Source organism: Pseudomonas sp. Tof1 (genome assembly GCF_055390395.1).
Window position 1 is genome coordinate 3,767,845 of sequence record NZ_AP024344.1, and the last position, 19,424, is coordinate 3,787,268.

General features: G+C 63.2%; 18 protein-coding genes and 1 pseudogene. 7 read left to right on the top strand and 12 right to left on the bottom strand.

Annotated features, from left to right (window positions below; all coding sequences use genetic code 11):
• Nucleotides 1-3: 3 nt before the first annotated feature.
• The 8 genes from ACZ5KU_RS16935 to ACZ5KU_RS16970 form a co-directional block, all read right to left on the bottom strand.
• Nucleotides 4-1,053: a branched-chain amino acid ABC transporter permease gene (locus tag ACZ5KU_RS16935; RefSeq protein WP_054059302.1), complete on the bottom strand. Its 1,050-nt coding sequence runs from the start codon at nt 1,051-1,053 to the stop codon at nt 4-6.
• A 3-nt stretch (nt 1,054-1,056) separates the two neighbouring features.
• A complete protein-coding gene (locus ACZ5KU_RS16940) occupies nt 1,057-1,938 on the bottom strand; it encodes a branched-chain amino acid ABC transporter permease (RefSeq protein WP_054059301.1) in 882 nt (293 codons plus the stop codon).
• Nucleotides 1,938-2,714 (bottom strand): ABC transporter ATP-binding protein, encoded by a 777-nt coding sequence (locus tag ACZ5KU_RS16945; protein WP_054059300.1) that lies wholly within the window; start codon nt 2,712-2,714, stop codon nt 1,938-1,940. Before ACZ5KU_RS16945 ends, ACZ5KU_RS16940 begins: the two co-directional genes overlap by 1 nt.
• Nucleotides 2,711-3,706: an AMP-binding protein gene (locus ACZ5KU_RS16950; protein ID WP_464735902.1), complete on the bottom strand. Its 996-nt coding sequence runs from the start codon at nt 3,704-3,706 to the stop codon at nt 2,711-2,713. Before ACZ5KU_RS16950 ends, ACZ5KU_RS16945 begins: the two co-directional genes overlap by 4 nt.
• A gap of 138 nt (nt 3,707-3,844) precedes the next feature.
• The gene (locus tag ACZ5KU_RS16955; RefSeq protein WP_054057056.1) at nt 3,845-5,242 is read right to left on the bottom strand and encodes an LLM class flavin-dependent oxidoreductase; all 1,398 of its coding nucleotides are present in this window, start codon (nt 5,240-5,242) and stop codon (nt 3,845-3,847) included.
• Nucleotides 5,232-5,687, bottom strand: coding sequence for an acyl-CoA dehydrogenase family protein (locus tag ACZ5KU_RS16960; RefSeq protein WP_054057057.1), 456 nt, complete (start codon nt 5,685-5,687; stop codon nt 5,232-5,234). The genes ACZ5KU_RS16955 and ACZ5KU_RS16960 overlap by 11 nt, the downstream gene beginning before the upstream one ends.
• Before the next feature lie 9 nt (nt 5,688-5,696).
• Nucleotides 5,697-6,899 carry an SfnB family sulfur acquisition oxidoreductase gene (locus ACZ5KU_RS16965; RefSeq protein WP_054057058.1) on the bottom strand — a complete coding sequence of 401 codons (1,203 nt, stop codon included), beginning with the start codon at nt 6,897-6,899 and terminating at the stop codon, nt 5,697-5,699.
• Nucleotides 6,900-7,128: 229 nt separating this feature from the next.
• Nucleotides 7,129-7,692 (bottom strand): helix-turn-helix domain-containing protein, encoded by a 564-nt coding sequence (locus ACZ5KU_RS16970; RefSeq protein ID WP_054057059.1) that lies wholly within the window; start codon nt 7,690-7,692, stop codon nt 7,129-7,131.
• A gap of 12 nt (nt 7,693-7,704) precedes the next feature.
• On the opposite strand from ACZ5KU_RS16970, the pseudogene ACZ5KU_RS16975 reads away from it, so the two are divergent.
• From ACZ5KU_RS16975 to ACZ5KU_RS17005, 7 genes and pseudogenes are all read left to right on the top strand, one after another.
• A pseudogene (locus tag ACZ5KU_RS16975) lies at nt 7,705-8,728 on the top strand (DMT family transporter).
• 185 nt (nt 8,729-8,913) lie between these two features.
• Complete coding sequence (locus ACZ5KU_RS16980) at nt 8,914-11,844, top strand: monovalent cation/H+ antiporter subunit A (protein ID WP_054057061.1); 2,931 nt, start codon at nt 8,914-8,916, stop codon at nt 11,842-11,844.
• The gene (locus ACZ5KU_RS16985) at nt 11,844-12,188 is read left to right on the top strand and encodes a Na+/H+ antiporter subunit C (protein WP_007986256.1); all 345 of its coding nucleotides are present in this window, start codon (nt 11,844-11,846) and stop codon (nt 12,186-12,188) included. The genes ACZ5KU_RS16980 and ACZ5KU_RS16985 overlap by 1 nt, the downstream gene beginning before the upstream one ends.
• The gene (locus ACZ5KU_RS16990) at nt 12,185-13,864 is read left to right on the top strand and encodes a monovalent cation/H+ antiporter subunit D (protein ID WP_054057062.1); all 1,680 of its coding nucleotides are present in this window, start codon (nt 12,185-12,187) and stop codon (nt 13,862-13,864) included. The genes ACZ5KU_RS16985 and ACZ5KU_RS16990 overlap by 4 nt, the downstream gene beginning before the upstream one ends.
• Nucleotides 13,861-14,349 carry a Na+/H+ antiporter subunit E gene (locus tag ACZ5KU_RS16995; protein WP_054057063.1) on the top strand — a complete coding sequence of 163 codons (489 nt, stop codon included), beginning with the start codon at nt 13,861-13,863 and terminating at the stop codon, nt 14,347-14,349. Before ACZ5KU_RS16990 ends, ACZ5KU_RS16995 begins: the two co-directional genes overlap by 4 nt.
• Nucleotides 14,346-14,624, top strand: a complete 279-nt coding sequence (locus ACZ5KU_RS17000; protein WP_054057064.1) for a K+/H+ antiporter subunit F — start codon at nt 14,346-14,348, stop codon at nt 14,622-14,624. The genes ACZ5KU_RS16995 and ACZ5KU_RS17000 overlap by 4 nt, the downstream gene beginning before the upstream one ends.
• Nucleotides 14,621-14,980 (top strand): Na+/H+ antiporter subunit G, encoded by a 360-nt coding sequence (locus ACZ5KU_RS17005; RefSeq protein ID WP_054057065.1) that lies wholly within the window; start codon nt 14,621-14,623, stop codon nt 14,978-14,980. Before ACZ5KU_RS17000 ends, ACZ5KU_RS17005 begins: the two co-directional genes overlap by 4 nt.
• Nucleotides 14,981-15,065: 85 nt before the next feature.
• Here the strand turns inward: ACZ5KU_RS17005 and ACZ5KU_RS17010 are convergent, their stop codons facing one another.
• The 4 genes from ACZ5KU_RS17010 to ACZ5KU_RS17025 form a co-directional block, all read right to left on the bottom strand.
• Nucleotides 15,066-15,695, bottom strand: a complete 630-nt coding sequence (locus tag ACZ5KU_RS17010) for a C39 family peptidase (protein ID WP_081005892.1) — start codon at nt 15,693-15,695, stop codon at nt 15,066-15,068.
• A 2-nt stretch (nt 15,696-15,697) separates the two neighbouring features.
• Complete coding sequence (locus tag ACZ5KU_RS17015) at nt 15,698-16,975, bottom strand: transporter (RefSeq protein ID WP_054057066.1); 1,278 nt, start codon at nt 16,973-16,975, stop codon at nt 15,698-15,700.
• 60 nt (nt 16,976-17,035) lie between these two features.
• Complete coding sequence (locus ACZ5KU_RS17020; RefSeq protein WP_239687914.1) at nt 17,036-17,539, bottom strand: hypothetical protein; 504 nt, start codon at nt 17,537-17,539, stop codon at nt 17,036-17,038.
• A gap of 898 nt (nt 17,540-18,437) precedes the next feature.
• The gene (locus tag ACZ5KU_RS17025) at nt 18,438-19,340 is read right to left on the bottom strand and encodes a LysR family transcriptional regulator (RefSeq protein ID WP_054057068.1); all 903 of its coding nucleotides are present in this window, start codon (nt 19,338-19,340) and stop codon (nt 18,438-18,440) included.
• Nucleotides 19,341-19,424: the final 84 nt, after the last annotated feature.

Consider the following 19,424-nt stretch of genomic DNA (forward strand, 5'->3'; position numbering starts at 1 on the left):
AAGTCAGAAGCGCAACGGCCAGTGGCGCAGCCGGTCGCGGGTATTGCCCAGCAGGCGGATCAGCCCCTCCGGTTCCTTGACCAGGAACAGGATGATCAGCACGCCGAAGATGATTTTCTGCAGGTTCTGCAATTGCCCGGCATCCACCGCACCGCCCAGCAGGGCCTGGCCGAGGTGGCTGAGCAGGATCGGCAGCAGGCTGATGAAAGCCGCGCCGATGAAGTTGCCGGCGATACTGCCCATGCCGCCGATAATGATGATGAACAGGATCTGGAACGAACGATTGATGTCGAAACTGCCGGCGCTGGCCGTCCCGAGGTAGGCGAAGGCCCACAACGCGCCGGCGATGCCGAGGTAGAACGAGCTGACGGCGAACGCCAGGCGCTTGTAGCGTGCCACCGGGATGCCGATCACGGCGGCGGCGGTGTCCATGTCGCGGATCGCCATCCAGTTGCGCCCGGTCTGGCTGTTCACCAGGTTGCGCGCGGTCCAGGTCAGCAGCAGTACCGTGACCAGAGTCAGCAGGTAGCGCCCCAGCGGCGTGTTCAGGTCCTGGCCGAACAGGCTCAGGCTCGGCGCGGAGATGGTCCCGGAGGAGCCGTAATTGTAGAACCAGGGAAACTTGACGAACAGCCACTCCAAAAAGAACTGCGCCGCCAGGGTGGTGACCATCAGGTAAAAGCCCTTGATCCGCGAGCTGGGCAGGCCGAACAGCAGCCCCACCAGCGCACTGATCACCCCGCCACCGAGCAGCGCGACAGGCAGGCCCAGCTCCGGCAGGCGCAGCAGGAACCCGTAGGTGGCGAAGGCCCCGACCGCCATGAAGCCCGCCGCGCCCACCGAGGTTTGCCCGGTGTAGCCGGTCAGCAGGTTGAGACCCAGGCCGGCCAGGGACAGCACCAGGAACGGAATCAGGATCGCGCTGAGCCAATAGTCGTTGCCCACCAGCGGCACTACGCCGAAGGCCAGCAGCAACAGGCCGATCAGGCTCCACGGCAGGCGCCGTTCAACCAGCACCCAGGGTGCCGTTTCAGTGATCACGGGAACAGACATGTTTCAGACTCGCTCGATGGCCCGCTCGCCGAACAGGCCGGCCGGGCGGATGTAAAGGAAGACCAGCGCCAGGACATAGGCGAACCAGGGGGTGATGCCACCGCCGATCAGCGGGCCGATATAGACCTCGGCGAGATTCTCGGCGGCGCCGACGATCAGCCCGCCGACGATGGCCCCGCCGATCGAGGTGAAGCCGCCGATGATCAGCACCGGCAGCGCCTTGAGCACCACCAGCGACAGCGAGAACTGCACGCCCTGGCGCGCGCCCCAGAGCAGCCCCGCCACCAGGCCGACCACCCCGGCCACCGCCCAGACGATCTGCCAGATGCGATTGAGGTGAATGCCGATGGACAGCGCCGCCTGGGTGTCGTCGGCCACCGCCCGCAGCGACACGCCGATGCGGGTCTTGTTGAACAGCAGCGCGAGCACCACCACCAGCACCAGCGCGGTGGCCGCGGCGATCAGGTCGAACTGGCTGAGCATCACCCCGTGGACGAACAGCGGCACGTCGTCGATGCCCAGGTCCAGCGCCCGCACCTGCGAGCCCATCAGCCCCTGGGCCAGGCCCTCGACAATGAACGACAGGCCGAGGGTGGCCATGAACAGGGTGATCTGCGAACGGTTGACCAGCGGCCGCAACACCAGGCGTTCGATCAGCAGCGCACCGATCACCATCACCGCCACCGTCAGCAGCAGCGCCAGGGCAAAGGGCACGCCACGCTCGTGCAGGCTGACGAAGGTCAGCGCGGCGAACAGCAGCATCGAGCCCTGGGCGAAGTTGAATACCCCGCTGGCCTTGTAGATCAGCACGAAGCCGATGGCGACCAGCGAATACAGGGTGCCGGCGAGCAGGCCGCCGAGCAGGGTTTCCAGGAAGAAGGCCATCAGTGCACCGCTCCCAGGTAGGCGGCGATCACCTCCGGGTTGGCCTGCACTTCGGCCGGCGTACCGTCGCCGACCTTGCGCCCGTAGTCGAGCACCACCACGTGATCGGACAGGCCCATCACCACCCCCATGTCATGTTCGATCAGCACCACGGTGGTACCGAGGTCGCGATTGACCCCGGCGATGAACCGGGCCATTTCCTGTTTTTCCTCGGCGTTCATCCCGGCCATGGGCTCGTCCAGCAGCAACAGGGTCGGCCCGGCGATCAGCGCCCGGCCCAGCTCGACGCGCTTTTGCAAGCCATAGGACAGATTGCCCACCGGCACCTCGCGCAGGCCCTGCAGTTCAAGCAACTGCAGGATCTGCTGGGCCTGGCGCCGAAACGCCTCGGCCTCGCGCCGCGCCCGCGGCAGGCCCAGGGCCTGTTCGAGGAAGTGGCTGCGCTGGTAGCGCGACAGGCCGGTGAGCAGGTTGTCGATCACACTCATCTTCTTGAACAGCGCATTGTTCTGGAACGTGCGACCGATGCCGCGGCGCGCGGCGTCCAGCGGATCGATACGACGAAAGCGCTGGCGTTCGAAGACGATCTCACCGCTGTCGAAGCGGTAGACGCCGTTCAACAGGTTGAGCAGCGAACTCTTGCCCGCGCCGTTGGGCCCGATCAACGCGCAGATCTCGCCGCGGCGGACGTCGAACGACAGTTGGTTGATGGCTTTCACACCCTTGAACGACAGGGATATGTCCCGCACCTGCAAAATCGGCTCGGCCACACTCATGCGCTTTTCCGTCCCGGGGCCTGGAGCCGCCATTGGTTGAAGGTTGCCGGCAGCTTCGCGGGGTGGCTCGGCTGCCAGATGTATTGCAGGCGCTGGAACCCCAGCAGGCGCCTTACGCGCTGCTTGAGCAGGCGCGCGACGAAGCGTTCGGGATGGGCCAGCGACCATTCGCACAGCCGGCGGCGCCAGGTGCCCTGGGGCGCCAGACGCTGTTCGATCTCGTCGGCCAGGCCTTGCAGGCGCTCGGGGGAAAGCAGCAACCCGGACGGCGCCACTTCACGACGATCACGGCTGGCACTGTCGCGGCTTTCGGCGAAGGCCAGGCTGTGGCCGCTGTTCAGCCATTGCTCGAGCACCACTGCCAGGCCGCCCTGCCAGCCGCTGTCCTCCTCGCTCCAGAGTTGTGGCTGGCCGGCCGGTGCGCGCCAGAGCACGATCGGTCGCGGTTCCGGGCTATCGCCGCAGAGGCCGGCGAAGTCCAGCACGGTTTGCCGTGGCAGGCCTGGCAGGCGACCCGGCAACTGGTTGGCGATCAGCACCCGGGGAGCGCTGTCCGCATCGCCGGCGGCGATCCAGTCGAGCAGTTGCTGGCGGCTGTCGACGAAGCCGTGGCTCGGGTGCAGGCGCCAGAATGCCCGGCCGAGGGCTTCGACACTCAGGTCCGGGGCCAGGCTGAAGACCCGGCCGCCAATGGAATGGGCCGCCAGGGCCAACAGCAGCAGATTGGGTTCAAGGGCGCCGCTGAGGGCCAGCCGCGAATCGGCCGTGAAACCCTGCTGGCGCAGGCCGTCGGCCAGGCGCTCGACCTCACGCAGGGTGTCGATCCAGCGCCAGCTGTGCCACTGGCCGTGGCGCTTGTGGCGCAGGGCGCTATGCAGCGGGCTGACCTGGGCCCAGTGCCGCAGTTGTTCGAGGGCGGCGGGGAAGATCGAGACCGTTTCCGGTTGCGGCGACAGGGTCGCGGGCGGACGCTTGAGTTCGTGCACGCTCATGGGCTCACCTCTTGCTGTGGTTTGGCGTGCGGTGGTCCGCTGGCGGCAATGGGGTATGTCTGTAAAGTTGTGGGTGTTGTTTTCGGGGCTATTGGCGGGCAACCCCGCGAAGGCGTCCTCAAGGCCACCGCCCGCCCCTCAGGCCGAGCGCACCGGCTTCTGCTGCAACGCCGCCAGATCCCGGTACCCGGCTCCCGGATGGATATCCGCCAGCTTCGGTCCCGCCCCGAACAGCTTCTCGCGCAGGGTCCCCGGCGCGTACTCCTTCTTGTACACGCCGCGCTTCTGCAGCTCCGGCACCAGCCACTCGACCGCATCGACAAAAGTCTCGTGGGTCAGCGCATAGGCCAGGTTGAAGCCGTCTACGTCGGTCTCCTCGACCCACTCCTGCAGCAGGTCGGCCACCGTCTGCGGCCCACCGACGAACAGCGGTCCGAAGCCGCCGATCCCCACCCAGTCGGCCAGTTCGTGGGGCGTCCACACCCGGTTCGGGTCCGCCGTGGAGAAGGTCTCCACGGCCGACTGGATCGCATTGGTGTGTACATGCCGCAGCGGCTCGTCCGGCTTGAACTGGCTGAAGTCGATCCCGGTCCAGCCGGAAATCAGCGCCAGCGCGCCTTCGTAGCTGACGTAGGACTTGTATTCCTCGAACTTGGCCCTGGCCTTGGCGTCGGTCTCGTCGACGATCACCGTCTGCAGGTTGAAGATCAGGATGCTCTTCGGATCGCGCCCCGCCTCGGCGGCACGTCGGCGGATGTCGGCCACCACCTTCTTGAGCAGCACCTTGGACGGTGCGGCGACGAACACGCATTCGGCGTGCTCGGCGGCGAACTGCTTGCCGCGGCTCGACGCGCCGGCCTGGTACAGCACCGGCGTGCGCTGTGGCGACGGCTCGCACAGATGAATGCCGGGCACCTGGAAGTGTTTGCCGAAGTGCTGGATCTCGTGGATCTTGCGCGGATCGCTGAACAGCTTGCGCTCGCGATCACGCAGCACCGCGCCGTCTTCCCAACTGCCTTCCCAGAGCTTGTAGCAGACCTCCAGGTACTCCTCGGCGTAGTCGTAGCGCGCATCGTGTTCGGTCTGGGCGCGCTGGCCGAGGTTCTTCGCCCCGCTCTCCAGGTACGAGGTGACGATGTTCCAGCCGGCCCGGCCCTTGGTCAGGTGATCGAGGGTCGACAGCCGCCGGGCGAACGGATACGGGTGCTCGAAGGACAGCGAAGCGGTCAGGCCGAACCCCAGGTGCTCGGTCACCAGCGCCATCGGCGGGATCAGTTGCAGCGGATCGTTGACCGGCACCTGCGCCGCCTGGCGGATCGCTGCATCACCGTTGCCGTTGTAGACGTCGTAGATGCCGAGCACGTCGGCGATGAACAGGCCGTCGAACTTGCCACGCTCGAGAATCTTCGCCAGGTCGGTCCAGTACTCCAGGTCCTTGTACTGCCAGGAACGATCCCGTGGGTGGGCCCACAGACCGGGGGACTGGTGGCCCACGCAGTTCATGTCGAAGGCATTGAGGCGAATTTCACGGGACATCGACAGCACTCCTGGAACGGTCGGGCAGCACGCCATTGAGGCGGAAGTTGCCAATCAGCTTGTATTTCAGGTGCAGGGGGTCCTGCAGCGGGTCATGGCTGGGTGACACTACGGCACGCTGACCGGTCAGCGCCCACTCGGTGTTACCCACCTGTTGCAGGGCCTCGGCGCTGGCGATCGCCGCTTCGGTGGCGGCAATGAGCTTTTCCGCCTCGTCCTGGGGGCCGTCGGCGAAACGCTGGGCACGCTCGATCAGGGCGGTGGCGACCTCGATACGGATCTGCAGGTCACCGAACTGGCTGATCACCTGCGGATCGCGTGCCTGGCTGGCGTGGCCGCGCACGGCGGCAAGCGTCCGTTCAAGGCCGCTGCGGGCAGCCTGCAGGTCAGCGCCGGCATGGTTGAGCGCGGCATCACGGGGAATGGCTTGATTCAATGCGTTCATCGCGGACTCCTAGTTCCAGGCATGCCGGGCCGGCTTGACGCCGTTGAGCAGGTAGTTGCCGATCAGGTGGTATTTCCAGCGCGCCGGGTCATGCAGCGTGTGGGTGCGGGCGTTGCGCCAGTGGCGGTCGAGGTTGTGCTTGCCCAGCACCGAGCGGGTGCCGGCCAGTTCGAACAGCTTGCTGGCGGCGAGCAATGAGGTTTCGGCGGAGAGCACCTTGGCCTGGGCCACCACCACCGAGGCCTCGGCGACGCTGTCCTCGCTGGGCTGCGCCAGGGCATGGTCGATGGCCCGACCGGCCTTTTCCAGGATCGCCTCGGTGCCGTGCACCCGCCATTCCAGGTCGCCGATGGTCGCGAGGCTGAACGGGTCCTGCCAGCCGTGTTCCTGCTGGCTGTCGATCCACGGGCGAGCCTGGCGGGCGTGGCGTTTGGTTTCCTCGAGGGCGCCCAGGGCGATACCGGTATCGACCGCGGCCTGGATGATCTGCGAGATCGGGCCGTTGGCGGTGGGCTGGTCGAAGGCCAGATGAGCGGGAATGACACTGCTGCGCGGCACGCGGACATCGACGAACAGGGCGTTGCCGCTGGCGGTGGTGCGCTGGCCGAAACCGTCCCAGTTGTCGACGATGGTCAGGCCCGGGGCATGACGCTCGACGAAGGCGATCTGCGCGTTGCCCGCCTCGTCGAGGCCGACCACCGGGACGATATGGGCGAACAGGGCGCCGGTGCAGTAGAACTTCTCGCCATTGATCACCGCACTGTCGCCGTCGAAGCGGATGCGGGTGTCGAAGGTGCCGGCGTTCCTGCTCTTGGCTTCGGAGAAGGCGTTGCCGAAGCGGTAGCCTTCCAGCACTTTGGCGAAGTAGTGGCGTTTCTGCTCTTCGCTGGCGGTCTGCAGCAGGATGTCGAGCACGCCGAGGTGGTTCTGCGGGATCTGCCCCAGGGACGGGTCGGCCGCCGAGATGATCTTGATCACCTCGGCCACCGTCACATAGGACACCCCGGCACCGCCGTAGGCCTTGGGCACGGTGATGGCCCACAGGCCGGTGGCGGAGAACTCATCGAGCTCGGCGGCCGGCAGGCGGCGTTCGCGGTCGCGTGCGCTGGCCTCGACGGCAAAACGTGCGGCCAGTTGCCTGGCGGCGGCGATCGCCTCTTCATCCGAGCGGATGACATGGGCGACAGTGGTGGGTTTGGCGGCAGCTGTCATAGACCGACTCCAGAGTCCTGTTGAGTGCGAAAGAACGCATGCAGAGGACATAGCAGGAGTCGTGCCTGAATATAAATTTCTTAAATTTCAGATAGTTATGATAAAAACCTAGAAATGGACGCAACTGGAAAACAGCCAAACTGTCCAGTTGCTGTTGCTCTGGCAACACTCGGAGGGACATCAGTCGAAGCCTAGGCAATGTACGAATCGCCCGCCCAGGCCATTCACCTTACAGCACCACATTGCGCACGAAGCGCACCGCGACCTCGCCATCATTGCGATACCCATGGGGCTGGTTGCTCGGGAACATGAAGAACTCTCCCGTCGCCACCGAGCGCTGTTCTTCCCCCAGCCAGACGGTCAGGCATCCTTCGAAGACATACAGCTGTTCACTCCAGCCATCGTTGTCCGGCTCGGAGTGATAAACCTCCCCCGGTTCCAGGCGCCATTCCCACAGTTCGACCTCGCGGCTGGCCATCGCCTTGGCCAGCAGCACCGCCTTGCTCCCCGGGATCGAACCGGCCCAGGCCAGTTCGTTGATGCGGCTCGGGTCACGGGCATCCGGAGCCTGGATCAGGTCGCTGAAAGCTACGTCAAGTGCTTCGGCCACGCGGTCGAGGGTGGTCAGGCTGACGTTCTTTTCCCCTGCCTCGATGGCCACCAGCATCCGCCGGCTGACCCCGGATTTTTCCGAAAGCGCCGCCTGGCTCAACTGTGCCGCATGGCGCAGACGCCGGACATTGAGGCTGACGTGTTGCAGAACCGAAGCGCGTTGCGAAGTTTCTTTGTGCACTATATTGCTCACATGCCGGGTTTGCGCAGTATACTGCCCATCTTTCGGCGCATTGTGCGTCTCACTCCAGGAAGCGCGCAAGGCCATGGTATCGGTCAAATCCGGCAGTTTAGTCCCTTCGGTGCTGCGGTTCAGCAAAGCCGAGTGCGTGTTGATCCTGATCACCATGATCTGGGGCGGCACCTTCCTGCTGGTGCAGCACGCCATGGCCGTCAGCGGACCGATGTTCTTCGTCGGGCTGCGGTTTGCCGCCGCGGCCATTATCGTCGCGCTGTTCTCGGCCCGCAGCCTGCGGGGCATGACGGCGTTCGAGGTGAAGGCCGGGGTCTTCATCGGTACGGCGATCATGCTCGGCTACGGCTTGCAAACCGTGGGCCTGCAAACCATTCCCAGCAGCCAGTCGGCGTTCATCACCGCCCTGTACGTGCCTTTCGTGCCGCTGTTGCAGTGGCTGGTGCTGGGCAAGCGGCCGGGCCTGATGCCCAGCATCGGCATCATGCTGGCCTTTACCGGGCTGATGCTGTTGTCCGGACCGAACGGCGCCGAGCTGAATTTCAGTTCGGGGGAAGTCGCCACCATCCTCAGCGCCATTGCGATTGCCGCCGAGATCATTCTGATCGGCAACTATGCCGGCAAGGTCGATGTACGCCGCGTCACCGTGGTGCAACTGGGCACCGCCTCGGTGCTGGCCTTGCTGATGATCGCACCGACCCGGGAAGCGTTGCCGACGTTTTCCTGGACGCTGCTGCTCAGCGCCGTCGGCCTGGGCGCCGCCAGTGCGGCGATCCAGGTGGCGATGAACTGGGCGCAAAAGAGCGTATCGCCGACCCGGGCCACGCTGATCTACGCCGGCGAGCCGGTCTGGGCCGGGATCGCCGGGCGGCTGGCGGGTGAGCGGTTGCCGGGGTTGGCGTTGCTCGGGGCGGGGCTGATCGTGGCGGCAGTGATCGTCAGTGAGTTGAAGACCAGGGGCAAGGGTGCCGAGGCGGTTGAGGAAGGTGTCGAAGCGCAGGGGCTGGATTCGAATAATCCCTGATGGAGATTAATTAGAGATCGCGTGATCGTTCTTCGCGGGCAAGCCACGCTCCTACACTGCTACTCTTCGGGCAGGTATATCAGGCATTTGCCACTCTCCTTGTAGGATTCTGCGACAGCTTCCGGGTTGGTGATCCCGGACGGGCCACGTATGATCCTTCGCAAACTCCTGCAGATTAGAAGCCTATGTCACTGATAGTTCTACTGCTTCTGCCTTTTTTAGGCAGCTGTCTGGCAGCCGTGCTGCCCCATAATGCGCGCAACAGCGAATCGATCCTGGCCGGTGTGGTTGCCCTGGTCGGAACGGTTCAGATGGCCCTGTTCTACCCGCAGATCGCCCACGGCGGCGTGATCCACCAGACCGTCAGCTGGCTGCCCAGCCTCGGCCTGGACCTGGTGCTGCGCCTGGATGGTTTCGCCTGGCTGTTTTCCATGCTGGTGCTGGGCATCGGTACGCTGGTGTCGCTCTACGCGCGCTACTACATGTCGCCGGACGATCCGGTGCCACGCTTCTTCGCCTTTTTCCTGGCGTTCATGGGAGCGATGCTCGGCCTGGTGCTGTCCGGCAACCTGATCCAGATCGTGTTCTTCTGGGAACTGACCAGCCTGTTCTCGTTCCTGCTGATCGGCTACTGGCACCACCGCTCCGATGCCCGGCGCGGCGCCTACATGGCGCTGACCGTCACCGGCGCCGGCGGCCTGTGCCTGCTGGCGGGGGTGCTGATCCTCGGCCATGTGGTCGGCAGCTACGAGCTGGATGCGGTGCTGGCGGCCGGTGACAAAATCCGCGCCCATGCCCTCTACCCCGTGTTGCTGCCACTGATCCTGATCGGCGCGCTGAGCAAGAGCGCACAGTTCCCCTTCCACTTCTGGCTGCCGCGGGCGATGGCCGCGCCCACCCCGGTTTCGGCCTACCTGCACTCGGCGACCATGGTCAAGGCCGGGGTGTTCCTGCTGGCGCGGCTGTGGCCGGCGCTGTCGGGCAGCGAGGAATGGTTCTGGATCGTCGGCGGTGCCGGTGCCGCAACGCTGGTGCTCGGCGCCTACTGCGCCATGTTCCAGAACGACCTCAAGGGCCTGCTGGCCTACTCGACCATCAGCCACCTGGGCCTGATCACCCTGCTGCTGGGCCTGAACAGCCCGCTGGCCGCCGTGGCCGCGGTGTTCCATATTCTCAACCACGCCACCTTCAAGGCCTCGCTGTTCATGGCCGCCGGCATCATCGACCATGAAAGCGGCACCCGCGACATCCGCAAGCTCAGCGGGCTGGTCAAGCTGATCCCGTTCACCGCCACCCTGGCGATGGTCGCCAGTGCCGCAATGGCCGGGGTGCCGCTGCTCAACGGTTTCCTGTCCAAGGAAATGTTCTTCGCCGAGACGGTGTTCATCAACTCCACGGCGTGGGTCGAAGCGGCGTTGCCGATCATCGCGACCATCGCCGGCACCTTCAGCGTCGCCTATTCGCTGCGCTTCACCGTCGACGTGTTCTTCGGCCCACCGGCCACCGACCTGCCCCACACTCCCCATGAGCCGCCACGCTGGATGCGCGCACCGGTCGAGCTGCTGGTGTTCACCTGTCTGCTGGTGGGGATCTTCCCGGCCCAGGTGGTCGGCGCGATCCTCGCCGCCGCCGCCCTGCCGGTGGTCGGTGGCAGCCTGCCGGAGTACAGCCTGGCGATCTGGCACGGCCTGAATGCACCGATGGTCATGAGCCTGATCGCCATGTCCGCCGGCGTGCTGCTCTATCTGCTGCTGCGCAACCAGCTCAAGCGCGGACGCTTCGCCCGTCCGCCGCTGATCGGCCGCCTGGACGGCAAGCGCCTGTTCGAATCGGTACTGGTACTGAAGATGCGCCTGGCGCGGCGCCTGACCCGCCTGCTCGGCACCCAGCGCCTGCAGCCGCAGTTGTTCCTGCTGGTGCTGGCAGCGCTGGTGGCCGGGCTGATCCCGATGCTGCACAGCAGCCTGAGCTGGGGCGACCGGCCGAAGATCCCCGGCTCGATCGTCTTCGTCACCCTCTGGCTGCTGGCCATTGCCTGCGCCCTGGGCGCCGCCTGGCAGGCCAAGTACCACCGGTTGGCGGCACTGACCATGGTCAGTGTCTGCGGCCTGATGACCTGCATCACCTTCGTCTGGTTTTCCGCACCGGACCTGGCCCTGACCCAACTGGTGGTCGAAGTGGTCACCACGGTGCTGATCCTGCTCGGCCTGCGCTGGCTGCCACGGCGAATCGAAGAGGTTTCGCCGCTGCCCAACAGCCTGCGCAAGGCGCGTATTCGCCGCCTGCGCGACCTGCTGCTGTCGGTGCTGGTCGGTGGCGGCATGGCGCTGCTGTCCTACGCCATGCTCACCCGCCAGACGCCGAACGACATTTCCTCGTTCTACCTCAGCCGGGCCCTGCCCGAAGGCGGCGGCAGCAACGTGGTCAATGTGATGCTGGTGGACTTCCGCGGCTTCGACACCCTCGGGGAAATCACCGTGCTGGTGGCTACCGCGCTGGCGATCTTCGCCCTGCTCCGTCGTTTCCGCCCGCCGCGCGAGAGCCTCGAGCTGCCCAACCAGCAACGCCTGCTGGCCAGCGATGTGGTCACCGACCTGGTCAACCCGCGCAGCGCCAGCGACACCGCGCTGGGCTTCATGATGGTGCCGGCAGTGCTGGTGCGCCTGCTGCTGCCGATTGCCTTCGTGGTCTCGATGTACCTGTTCATGCGCGGCCACAACCAGCCCGGCGGCGGCTTCGTCGCCGGCCTGGTGATGTCGGTGGCGTTCATCCTGCAATACATGGTCGCCGGCACCCAGTGGGTCGAGGCACAGATGAGCCTGCGGCCGTTGCGCTGGATGGGCTTCGGGCTGCTCTGCGCGACGCTCACCGGGCTGGGGGCGATGGCCTTCGGGTATCCGTTCCTGACCACCCACACCGCCCACCTGCACCTGCCGCTGCTGGGCGATATCCATGTCGCCAGTGCGCTGTTCTTCGACATCGGCGTGTACGCGGTGGTGGTCGGCTCGACCCTGCTGATCCTCACGGCGCTGGCGCACCAGTCGGTTCGTGCGCACCGACCCGGTCAGTTGACCGCATCACCCGGCAAGCCTGCACTCAAGGGAGGAATCGCCTGATGGAAGAAGTCATTGCCATTGCCATCGGGGTACTCGCCGCCTCCGGCGTCTGGCTGATCCTGCGGCCCCGGACCTTCCAGGTGGTGATGGGCCTGTGCCTGTTGTCCTACGGGGTCAACCTGTTCATCTTCAGCATGGGCAGCCTGTTCATCGGCAAGGAGCCGATCATCAAGGACGGCGTGCCCCAGGACCTGCTGCACTACACCGATCCGCTGCCCCAGGCGCTGGTGCTGACGGCGATCGTCATCAGCTTCGCCATGACCGCGCTGTTCCTGGTGGTCCTGCTGGCATCCCGGGGCCTGACCGGCACCGACCATGTGGACGGTCGGGAGCCCAAGGAATGAGTTTGCTACCGCACCTGATCGTCGCCCCTATCCTGCTGCCGCTGCTGACCGCCGCGCTGATGCTGATGCTCGGCGAGAAGCACCGCCCGCTCAAGGCCCGCCTCAACCTAAGCTCGAGCCTGCTGGGGCTGGGTATTTCCGTGTGGCTGCTGATCTGGAGCCAGCAATCGGTGGAGCCCGCCTCCATCGGCGTGTACCTGCCGGGCAACTGGCAGGCGCCGTTCGGCATCGTGCTGGTGGTCGACCGCCTTTCGGCGCTGATGCTGGTGCTCACCGGCATCGTCGGCGTGTGTGCCCTGCTGTTCGCCATGGCCCGCTGGGACCGTGCCGGCAGCAGCTTCCATGCCCTGTTCCAGATCCAGCTGATGGGTCTGTACGGCGCCTTCCTGACGGCAGACCTGTTCAACCTGTTCGTGTTCTTCGAAGTGCTGCTGGCGGCCTCCTATGGCCTGATCCTGCACGGCTCCGGGCGGGCGCGGGTGTCCTCGGGCCTGCACTATATCGCGATCAACCTGCTGGCTTCGTCGCTGTTCCTGATTGGCGCGGCGTTGATCTATGGCGTGACCGGGACCCTGAACATGGCCGACCTGGCGGTGAAGATCCCGCTGGTGCCGGAGGCCGACCGTGGCCTGCTGCACGCCGGTGCGGCGATCCTCGCCGTGGCGTTCCTGGCCAAGGCCGGCATGTGGCCGCTGAACTTCTGGCTGGTGCCGGCCTACTCCTCGGCCAGCGCGCCGGTGGCGGCGATATTCGCGATCATGACCAAGGTCGGCGTGTATACCCTGTTGCGCCTGTGGACCCTGCTGTTCTCCGGCCAGGCCGGCGCCTCGGCGTATTTCGGCGGCGACTGGCTGATCTACGGCGGCATGGCGACCATCGGCGTTGCCGCCATTGCCATCGTGGCGGCCCAGCGCCTGGAACGCATGGCCAGCCTGAGCATCCTGGTATCAGCGGGCATCCTGCTCTCGGCGGTCGGCTTCGCCCAGCCGAACCTGACGGCGGGCGCGCTGTTCTACCTGGTCAGCTCGACCCTGGCGATGTGCGCCCTGTTCCTGCTGAGCGAGTTGATCGAACGTTCGCGCTCGGCCAACGAGCTGCCGCTGGACGAAGACATCGACCCGCTGCCCCGGCCGCTGGAATCGCTGCACCCACGCCCCGGCACCAACCTGGACGACGAACAGAAAGCCGTGGTGGGCCAGGTGATCCCCTGGACCATGGCCTTCCTCGGCCTGAGCTTCATCGCCTGCGCCCTGCTGATCATCGGCATGCCGCCACTGTCGGGCTTCATCGCCAAGCTGAGCCTGCTCAGTGCCCTGCTCAACCCCCTGGGGCTCGGCCAGGACGCGCCGATCTCGCCTGCGGCCTGGGCCCTGGTGCTACTGCTGGTGGTGTCCGGGCTGGCCTCGCTGATCGCCTTCACCCGCATGGGCGTGCAGCGCTTCTGGAGCCCGGCGGACCGCCCGTCGCCGACCTTGCGCCGCTTCGAGTGCCTGTCCATCGTCGTCCTGCTCGGCCTGTGCATCCTGTTGACCGTCAAGGCCGAGCCGCTGCTGCGCTACACCCAGGCCACCGCCGCCAGCCTCGCCAACCCCGGGCACTATATCAGTACAGTGCTGGCGACCCGCGCGTTGCCGAGCCCGGCAGTCAAGGCCGTCGCGCAGGAGGTGCAGCCATGAGACGCCTGTTCCCCGCGCCCTGGCTGTCCCTGGCGCTGTGGCTGCTGTGGCTGGTGCTGAACCTTTCGGTCAGTCCCGGCCAGCTGTTGCTGGGTGCAGCCCTGGGCTTCCTGGCGCCGCTGATGATGGCGCCCCTGCGGCCGCTGCCGATCCGCATCCGCCGCCCCTGGGTGATCCTGCGTCTGTTCCTGCTGGTGGGCCGAGATGTGATCGTATCCAACCTGGCCGTCGGTTGGGGCGTGCTCAACGCCGGTCGGCGACCGCCGCGCTCGGCGTTCATCAAGGTGCCGCTGGACCTGCGCGACGCCAACGGCTTGGCCGCGCTGTCGATGATCTGCACGGTGATTCCCGGCACGGTCTGGTCGGAACTGGCGCTGGACCGCAGCATCCTGCTGCTGCACGTGTTCGACCTGGATGAGGAAGCGCTGTTTATCCGGCACTTCAAGGACACCTACGAGCGCCCCCTGATGGAGATCTTCGAATGAGCGCACTGCTCGCCAACGCGATCCTGTTCAGTCTGTTCCTCTTCAGCGTGGCCCTGGTCCTGACCGTGGTGCGGCTGTTCAAGGGCCCCTCGGCACAGGACCGGGTCCTGGCGCTGGACTACCTGTACATCATCGCCATGCTGATGATGCTGGTGCTGGGCATCCGCTATGCCAGCGACACCTACTTCGAGGCGGCGCTGCTGATCGCTCTGTTCGGCTTCGTCGGCTCCTTTGCCCTGGCCAAATTCCTCCTGCGTGGCGAGGTGATCGAATGAATGAACTGTCGTTGTGGATCGAGATTCCGGTGGCGGTATTGCTGGTGCTGGCCAGCCTGTTCGCCCTGTGCGGCGCCATCGGCCTGTTGCGCATGAAGGACTTTTTCCAGCGCATGCACCCGCCGGCATTGGCCTCGACCATCGGCGCCTGGTGCGTGGCGCTGGCCTCGATCCTGTACTTTTCCGCGCTCAAGTCGGAACCGGTGATGCATGCCTGGCTGATCCCGATCCTGCTGTCGATCACCGTACCGGTCACCACCTTGCTGCTGGCCCGCACCGGGCTGTTCCGCAAGCGCATGGCCGGTGATGACGTGCCGGGAGAAGTCAGCAGCGGGCGCCCCGAGGGCGGCAGCTGAGATGCCGCTACCGGCGCCCTTTCTCCCCAGGCACTGCACCGTCCTTCGGGAGCTGGCTTCAGGATATCTGCCACGGATCCTGAGTCTACTTGAATGGTAGCTGCTGAAGAGTCCGTACAGTATTGCTTTCCGGGTAGAGGCTCCTGGTGTTGGGTAGGGCGAGCAGATGGTCTTGAATCAGACCGACATCATCGCGCCCAACGATCAACGTTTCGCCATGCCACTGCTTTTGAAGTTCGTACAGTGGCATTCTCAGATTCCCCCTGGCAGGATCTGCCAGGAAAGCCTTTCCCTGGCTGACGCCTTTCAGCACGACAAAATGATTCAATTCCTTACGCCTTAAAAGGATGATGGTGGGACCTTTCAACCTTGATGCCGCCTCCAGTGGCAGCATGACTCCAGCAGCGTTATAACCAAGATTTTCTGCCGCGTTTTTCAGATCAAGCATTGAAAAACCTTTCCGGACTCGATCCAGCAGCTCTTCTTTTGACAGCCTATGAATGATTTCGGACAGTATCTGCTGTTCCCCAATGCTGTCAGAGAAGTACTGATTCAGGAGTATCGTGAGCGAAGCAGCACCACACGAATAGTCAAGCGTCTGGCGCTGAATTCCAGAAAATTTCAGCTGTTGCAGCGATGTTATCTTTGGCGCTGCACTGCTTGCACCTGAAAATAAAAGTACTGCAAGCATCGTGAAGACCGGGGCGTTGTTCATGGTTAGTTCAAATTCTTCTTCAAACTTATGGATAGCGCGGCCGGCCCGGAGTCGTTGTTCAGGCCGTACGTGATGCTCGGGGAAATCAGCCAGCTTTCGGATAGTCTGTAGGAAACATTCAAGGTGATATCCATCGGATCCGAGTCGGAACCATAGATAGTTTCGTGCTCGGCCTTCATGTTTGAACTGTAAGAATAGGAAAACCTGGAGCCGAGGGACAAACGCTCATTCAGAGCGAACCCCACACCGAAGTACGTATTGACAACCCAGCCAGGCTGTACATCGTAGCCGTCAACCTTGTTGGCAAAGAAATACTGGTAATTGAAACCACCAAACAGGATGGCAGGGTCGGTGGACCTGACGAATGCCAGCCCCGGAGCGACACTCCAGTGCCCGCTACCATTGTTCAGCGGGTCCTTCCAACTGTCACTGAAGGAGTTGTATTTTTTCCTGCCCGTCGGGGCACTGACATCGAACGTGGCAGATATTGCCGGGGTACTCTCCGTTTCCTGTGTCAGTTGATACTGGCCACCAAAGGAAATGTCGGCCATATCCCACGAGCTGGTGCTTCTGATGTACTCGTTGCTTGATACGTCTTGCACCCGGCTATAGGTCATGGGCACGCTTGCGTATACCTCCACCCCCTCGTACAGCCCTGCCCTGATAGTCGGACGCAGTTCCAGTTGGCGCGCGGAGTAGGACGATTTCTGAAAGTAGCCTGCTGCGGGAAGACTGTACTGGGTGCGGCTTTGCTTGTAGGTCGAACTCAAGTCCAGCTCGACCTTCCCGGGAGAAAGCAGTACGGTGGATCCGGTCAGGAAATCCAGGGGAGCCTGGTTTTCCGTCTCGGCACCATACTCCTTCTGCTCGTTTCCCTTGGCACCCTCACCGGCCTTGACCCTCTGCTCTGTCTCAGTGTGGCTGAAGGACTTCACTATTCGGCTTATCGATCCTATGGCGATCGGGGATGTGCCAAAGGTCTGCGAGTTTATCGAGGTCAGACCAGCACTGTCGGTTTTCAGCTGCCCGATGACCTTTTCGCCACTCGAGAACTCAACATGGTATTGAGTGTCTGTCGCAATGCTTTCGATTTCGGCGGTAGGGATCCTGATTGCCGCACCATATCGTGTATCAAATACGCAGATGCCGTTTGTATAGGAGATGATATTCCCCGAATACCTGTCTCCACTTTTTAATTTGATATTGTCACCATAGGCGAAGGGGGCAATCAGAAATAGAAAAAAATACATTTTTTGAAAATGCTGCGAATTGCAAATCATCAAGAAACCCTTGCGGCGATGGTGGAAGCCATAGACAGCGCTATGACTTCCAGTTTTTAGTTACCAGGAGAACGTTGAGATAGGGCGATTCCAGGAACTCGTGCGGAAGCCATAAACACTTGGCTGCTTGGTTTCGGGATGGAGTACTTGCACATGCAGATCAATCTCCGTTGCGTACGCCAGATTCCATGCCCCTACGTTGCTGGTTTTGTCAGCGAGCCAACGGTCACCTGCAACATAGTAGGTACCGCCATCGTAGTCGTACGTATAAACCCCATGCGGATCATAGGAGGTACCCACAATATTGTAGGAGCGATAGTCACTCTGGCTGCCGAACTTCTTCCAGGTGACATGATAGGTTTGCAACCCTTGCGTTACGCTGGGCATCGGTTGGCCGGTAATAAGGGCGGCGCCCTTGATATCACCCAGTTGTTTATCGCTCAGTTCGGCAGGCTGGAGGCCCTGGGACTTCAGCGATTCCAGAATGGGATTCCCGGCATGGCTGATTGCAGGCACAGCCAGAATCAATGCAGCCGCCATTGCGGACTTTACTAGGTTTTTCATCCATGTACCTCGGTTTGGTTTAAGGAACGTTAAGGCATATAAATGCCAAGCTTACTCATGAAGCCCATCATTCGCGGGTGCGACGTGATGGATTGAGTAATCGGGTTGTGAAGACACTTGCTCAAACCGGGAGTTGACATGGACGCCTTACAGCGTGAGCTCATGTCTGAAAGTCCATTTTCCCGTAGGCTGTGTACGAAATTGTTTGAAACGCAGGTTAGGCAAGGCAAAAACCGGCGAGGAACGGCCGGGGTCGCGTCCGACTTTACTGGAGTAAATGAGCATTCCGAGCCGGTTTTTAACGCTGCATAACCAAGTTTCAAGCGATTTCGTACATAGCCTAGAGACCTGGGAGGTATTTGACTGATACGCCGAGTGTCCGGCCGATGCCCCCGGAAGAGCCAGCGACGAACCTCGCGCCTTGCGGATCAATATAGGCAGGTGACGTACTGGTAATCCTGATTCTATCCAAGACGACCAGACTGCTTGCATTGACTTTCATGACGTCATTCCTTGCGCTCATGCGCTGAACAGTAGGGTGGCGTTTGCCACCCTTAAATCCTTTGCTTGCAGTCTTATATATTTCTTCGTGTCAGAAAAGCAGCCGGTTCGTTACATGCCCCTTGTTTCAAGGACGAGTTGCCTGGCCGGATTAAACATCTCCGGACACCAGGGATTCATCGGACCATGACGAAATAATAGCAATAAGCCATTATTTTTCATGAACTTAACCATTTCCTCGCGACTGACGGCGCTGGAAAAATCGGAAAACTGGGAGGGGCCAAGATGAGAAATTTCCAAGCCCCGAATAATGATACGAAATATTTCTTATATGTTTTTTGTCGCTACCGGCGAGATCCGGTCGCGTCCCCCCTACGCTCCCAGCGCGCCCAGCCGTTCAACGCTCCACAAAGAAGCTCCGCCCCTCACTCCTGAGCAGGTCGAGCAGGCTCTGCGCCGCCGGGGACAGGTAGCCGCCGTCACGCACGGCGGCGACCAGGGTGCGTTTCATGGTGGTTTCCTTGAGCGGCACCTCACGCAGGTGCATGGCCCCGCGCACGTCTTCCAGGGTATTGCGCGCCAGGAAGCTCAGCAGTTGGGTCTGGCCAATCAACGGTGGCAGCAACGAGATGGTGTTGGTCTCGATCTGCACCGACGGCAGCGGCAGCCCGCGAGCCAGGAACACGCCGTCGATCCAGCGCCGGGAGGAAACACCGGTGGCCGGCAGCACCCAACGGTAGCGTCCCAGGTCCTTCAGGCGGATCGGACCGTCGAAGATCGGGTGGTTGCGGCTGGCGACCACCACCGCCTCATCGTCGAACAACGGGTGGGCCAGTATCTGCGGATCACTGTCGAACTGTGGGCAGATCACCACGTCCAGGCGGCCGGCACGCAGGGACTCGCGCAGCATGTTGTCCTGGCCGATGACCAGGTTCAGCGTGATCTGCGGCGCACGTTCGAGCAAGGTCGCGGTCAGTTGCGGCAGCAGGTACTCGGCCATGCTCGACGCGCAACCCAGGCGGATATTGCCCAGCACGCCGCTGGCGAAGTCGCGGACTTCGCGGTGCGTCTCGGCGATGTTCTGCTGCAGTTGCCGGGCGCGCTGCTGCAACAGCACCCCGACCGGCGTCAGCTTGATGCGCCGGCCCTCGCGCTCGAACAGCTTGGTACCGAACGACTCTTCCAGGCGCTGGATGCTCTTGGTCAGCGCCGGCTGGCTGCGGTTGAGCTTCTCCGCGGCGCGCCCCAGGTGCCCGAGTTCGGCGATGGTTTCGAAATAGGTGAGATCGCGCAGGTCCATAATCAATCAACCAAAGTTATAGATTCATGACAATTAGAAACTGGACTTGATCAATTGCGCTATCAATAATTTACCCATCGCGTC

What these genes read in the sequence shown, in the direction of transcription:
- ACZ5KU_RS16935 (WP_054059302.1), bottom strand. Translation starts at nt 1,053, where the DNA reads ATGTCTGTTCCCGTGATCACTGAAACGGCACCCTGGGTGCTGGTTGAA.
- ACZ5KU_RS16995 (WP_054057063.1), top strand. Translation starts at nt 13,861, where the DNA reads ATGAGACGCCTGTTCCCCGCGCCCTGGCTGTCCCTGGCGCTGTGGCTG.
- ACZ5KU_RS16955 (WP_054057056.1), bottom strand. Translation starts at nt 5,242, where the DNA reads ATGTCCCGTGAAATTCGCCTCAATGCCTTCGACATGAACTGCGTGGGC.
- ACZ5KU_RS16945 (WP_054059300.1), bottom strand. Translation starts at nt 2,714, where the DNA reads ATGAGTGTGGCCGAGCCGATTTTGCAGGTGCGGGACATATCCCTGTCG.
- ACZ5KU_RS16980 (WP_054057061.1), top strand. Translation starts at nt 8,914, where the DNA reads ATGTCACTGATAGTTCTACTGCTTCTGCCTTTTTTAGGCAGCTGTCTG.
- ACZ5KU_RS17000 (WP_054057064.1), top strand. Translation starts at nt 14,346, where the DNA reads ATGAGCGCACTGCTCGCCAACGCGATCCTGTTCAGTCTGTTCCTCTTC.
- ACZ5KU_RS17020 (WP_239687914.1), bottom strand. Translation starts at nt 17,539, where the DNA reads ATGAAAAACCTAGTAAAGTCCGCAATGGCGGCTGCATTGATTCTGGCT.
- ACZ5KU_RS16990 (WP_054057062.1), top strand. Translation starts at nt 12,185, where the DNA reads ATGAGTTTGCTACCGCACCTGATCGTCGCCCCTATCCTGCTGCCGCTG.
- ACZ5KU_RS16940 (WP_054059301.1), bottom strand. Translation starts at nt 1,938, where the DNA reads ATGGCCTTCTTCCTGGAAACCCTGCTCGGCGGCCTGCTCGCCGGCACC.
- ACZ5KU_RS16965 (WP_054057058.1), bottom strand. Translation starts at nt 6,899, where the DNA reads ATGACAGCTGCCGCCAAACCCACCACTGTCGCCCATGTCATCCGCTCG.
- ACZ5KU_RS16985 (WP_007986256.1), top strand. Translation starts at nt 11,844, where the DNA reads ATGGAAGAAGTCATTGCCATTGCCATCGGGGTACTCGCCGCCTCCGGC.
- ACZ5KU_RS17025 (WP_054057068.1), bottom strand. Translation starts at nt 19,340, where the DNA reads ATGGACCTGCGCGATCTCACCTATTTCGAAACCATCGCCGAACTCGGG.
- ACZ5KU_RS16960 (WP_054057057.1), bottom strand. Translation starts at nt 5,687, where the DNA reads ATGAACGCATTGAATCAAGCCATTCCCCGTGATGCCGCGCTCAACCAT.
- ACZ5KU_RS17005 (WP_054057065.1), top strand. Translation starts at nt 14,621, where the DNA reads ATGAATGAACTGTCGTTGTGGATCGAGATTCCGGTGGCGGTATTGCTG.
- ACZ5KU_RS17010 (WP_081005892.1), bottom strand. Translation starts at nt 15,695, where the DNA reads ATGAACAACGCCCCGGTCTTCACGATGCTTGCAGTACTTTTATTTTCA.
- ACZ5KU_RS17015 (WP_054057066.1), bottom strand. Translation starts at nt 16,975, where the DNA reads ATGATTTGCAATTCGCAGCATTTTCAAAAAATGTATTTTTTTCTATTT.
- ACZ5KU_RS16950 (WP_464735902.1), bottom strand. Translation starts at nt 3,706, where the DNA reads ATGAGCGTGCACGAACTCAAGCGTCCGCCCGCGACCCTGTCGCCGCAA.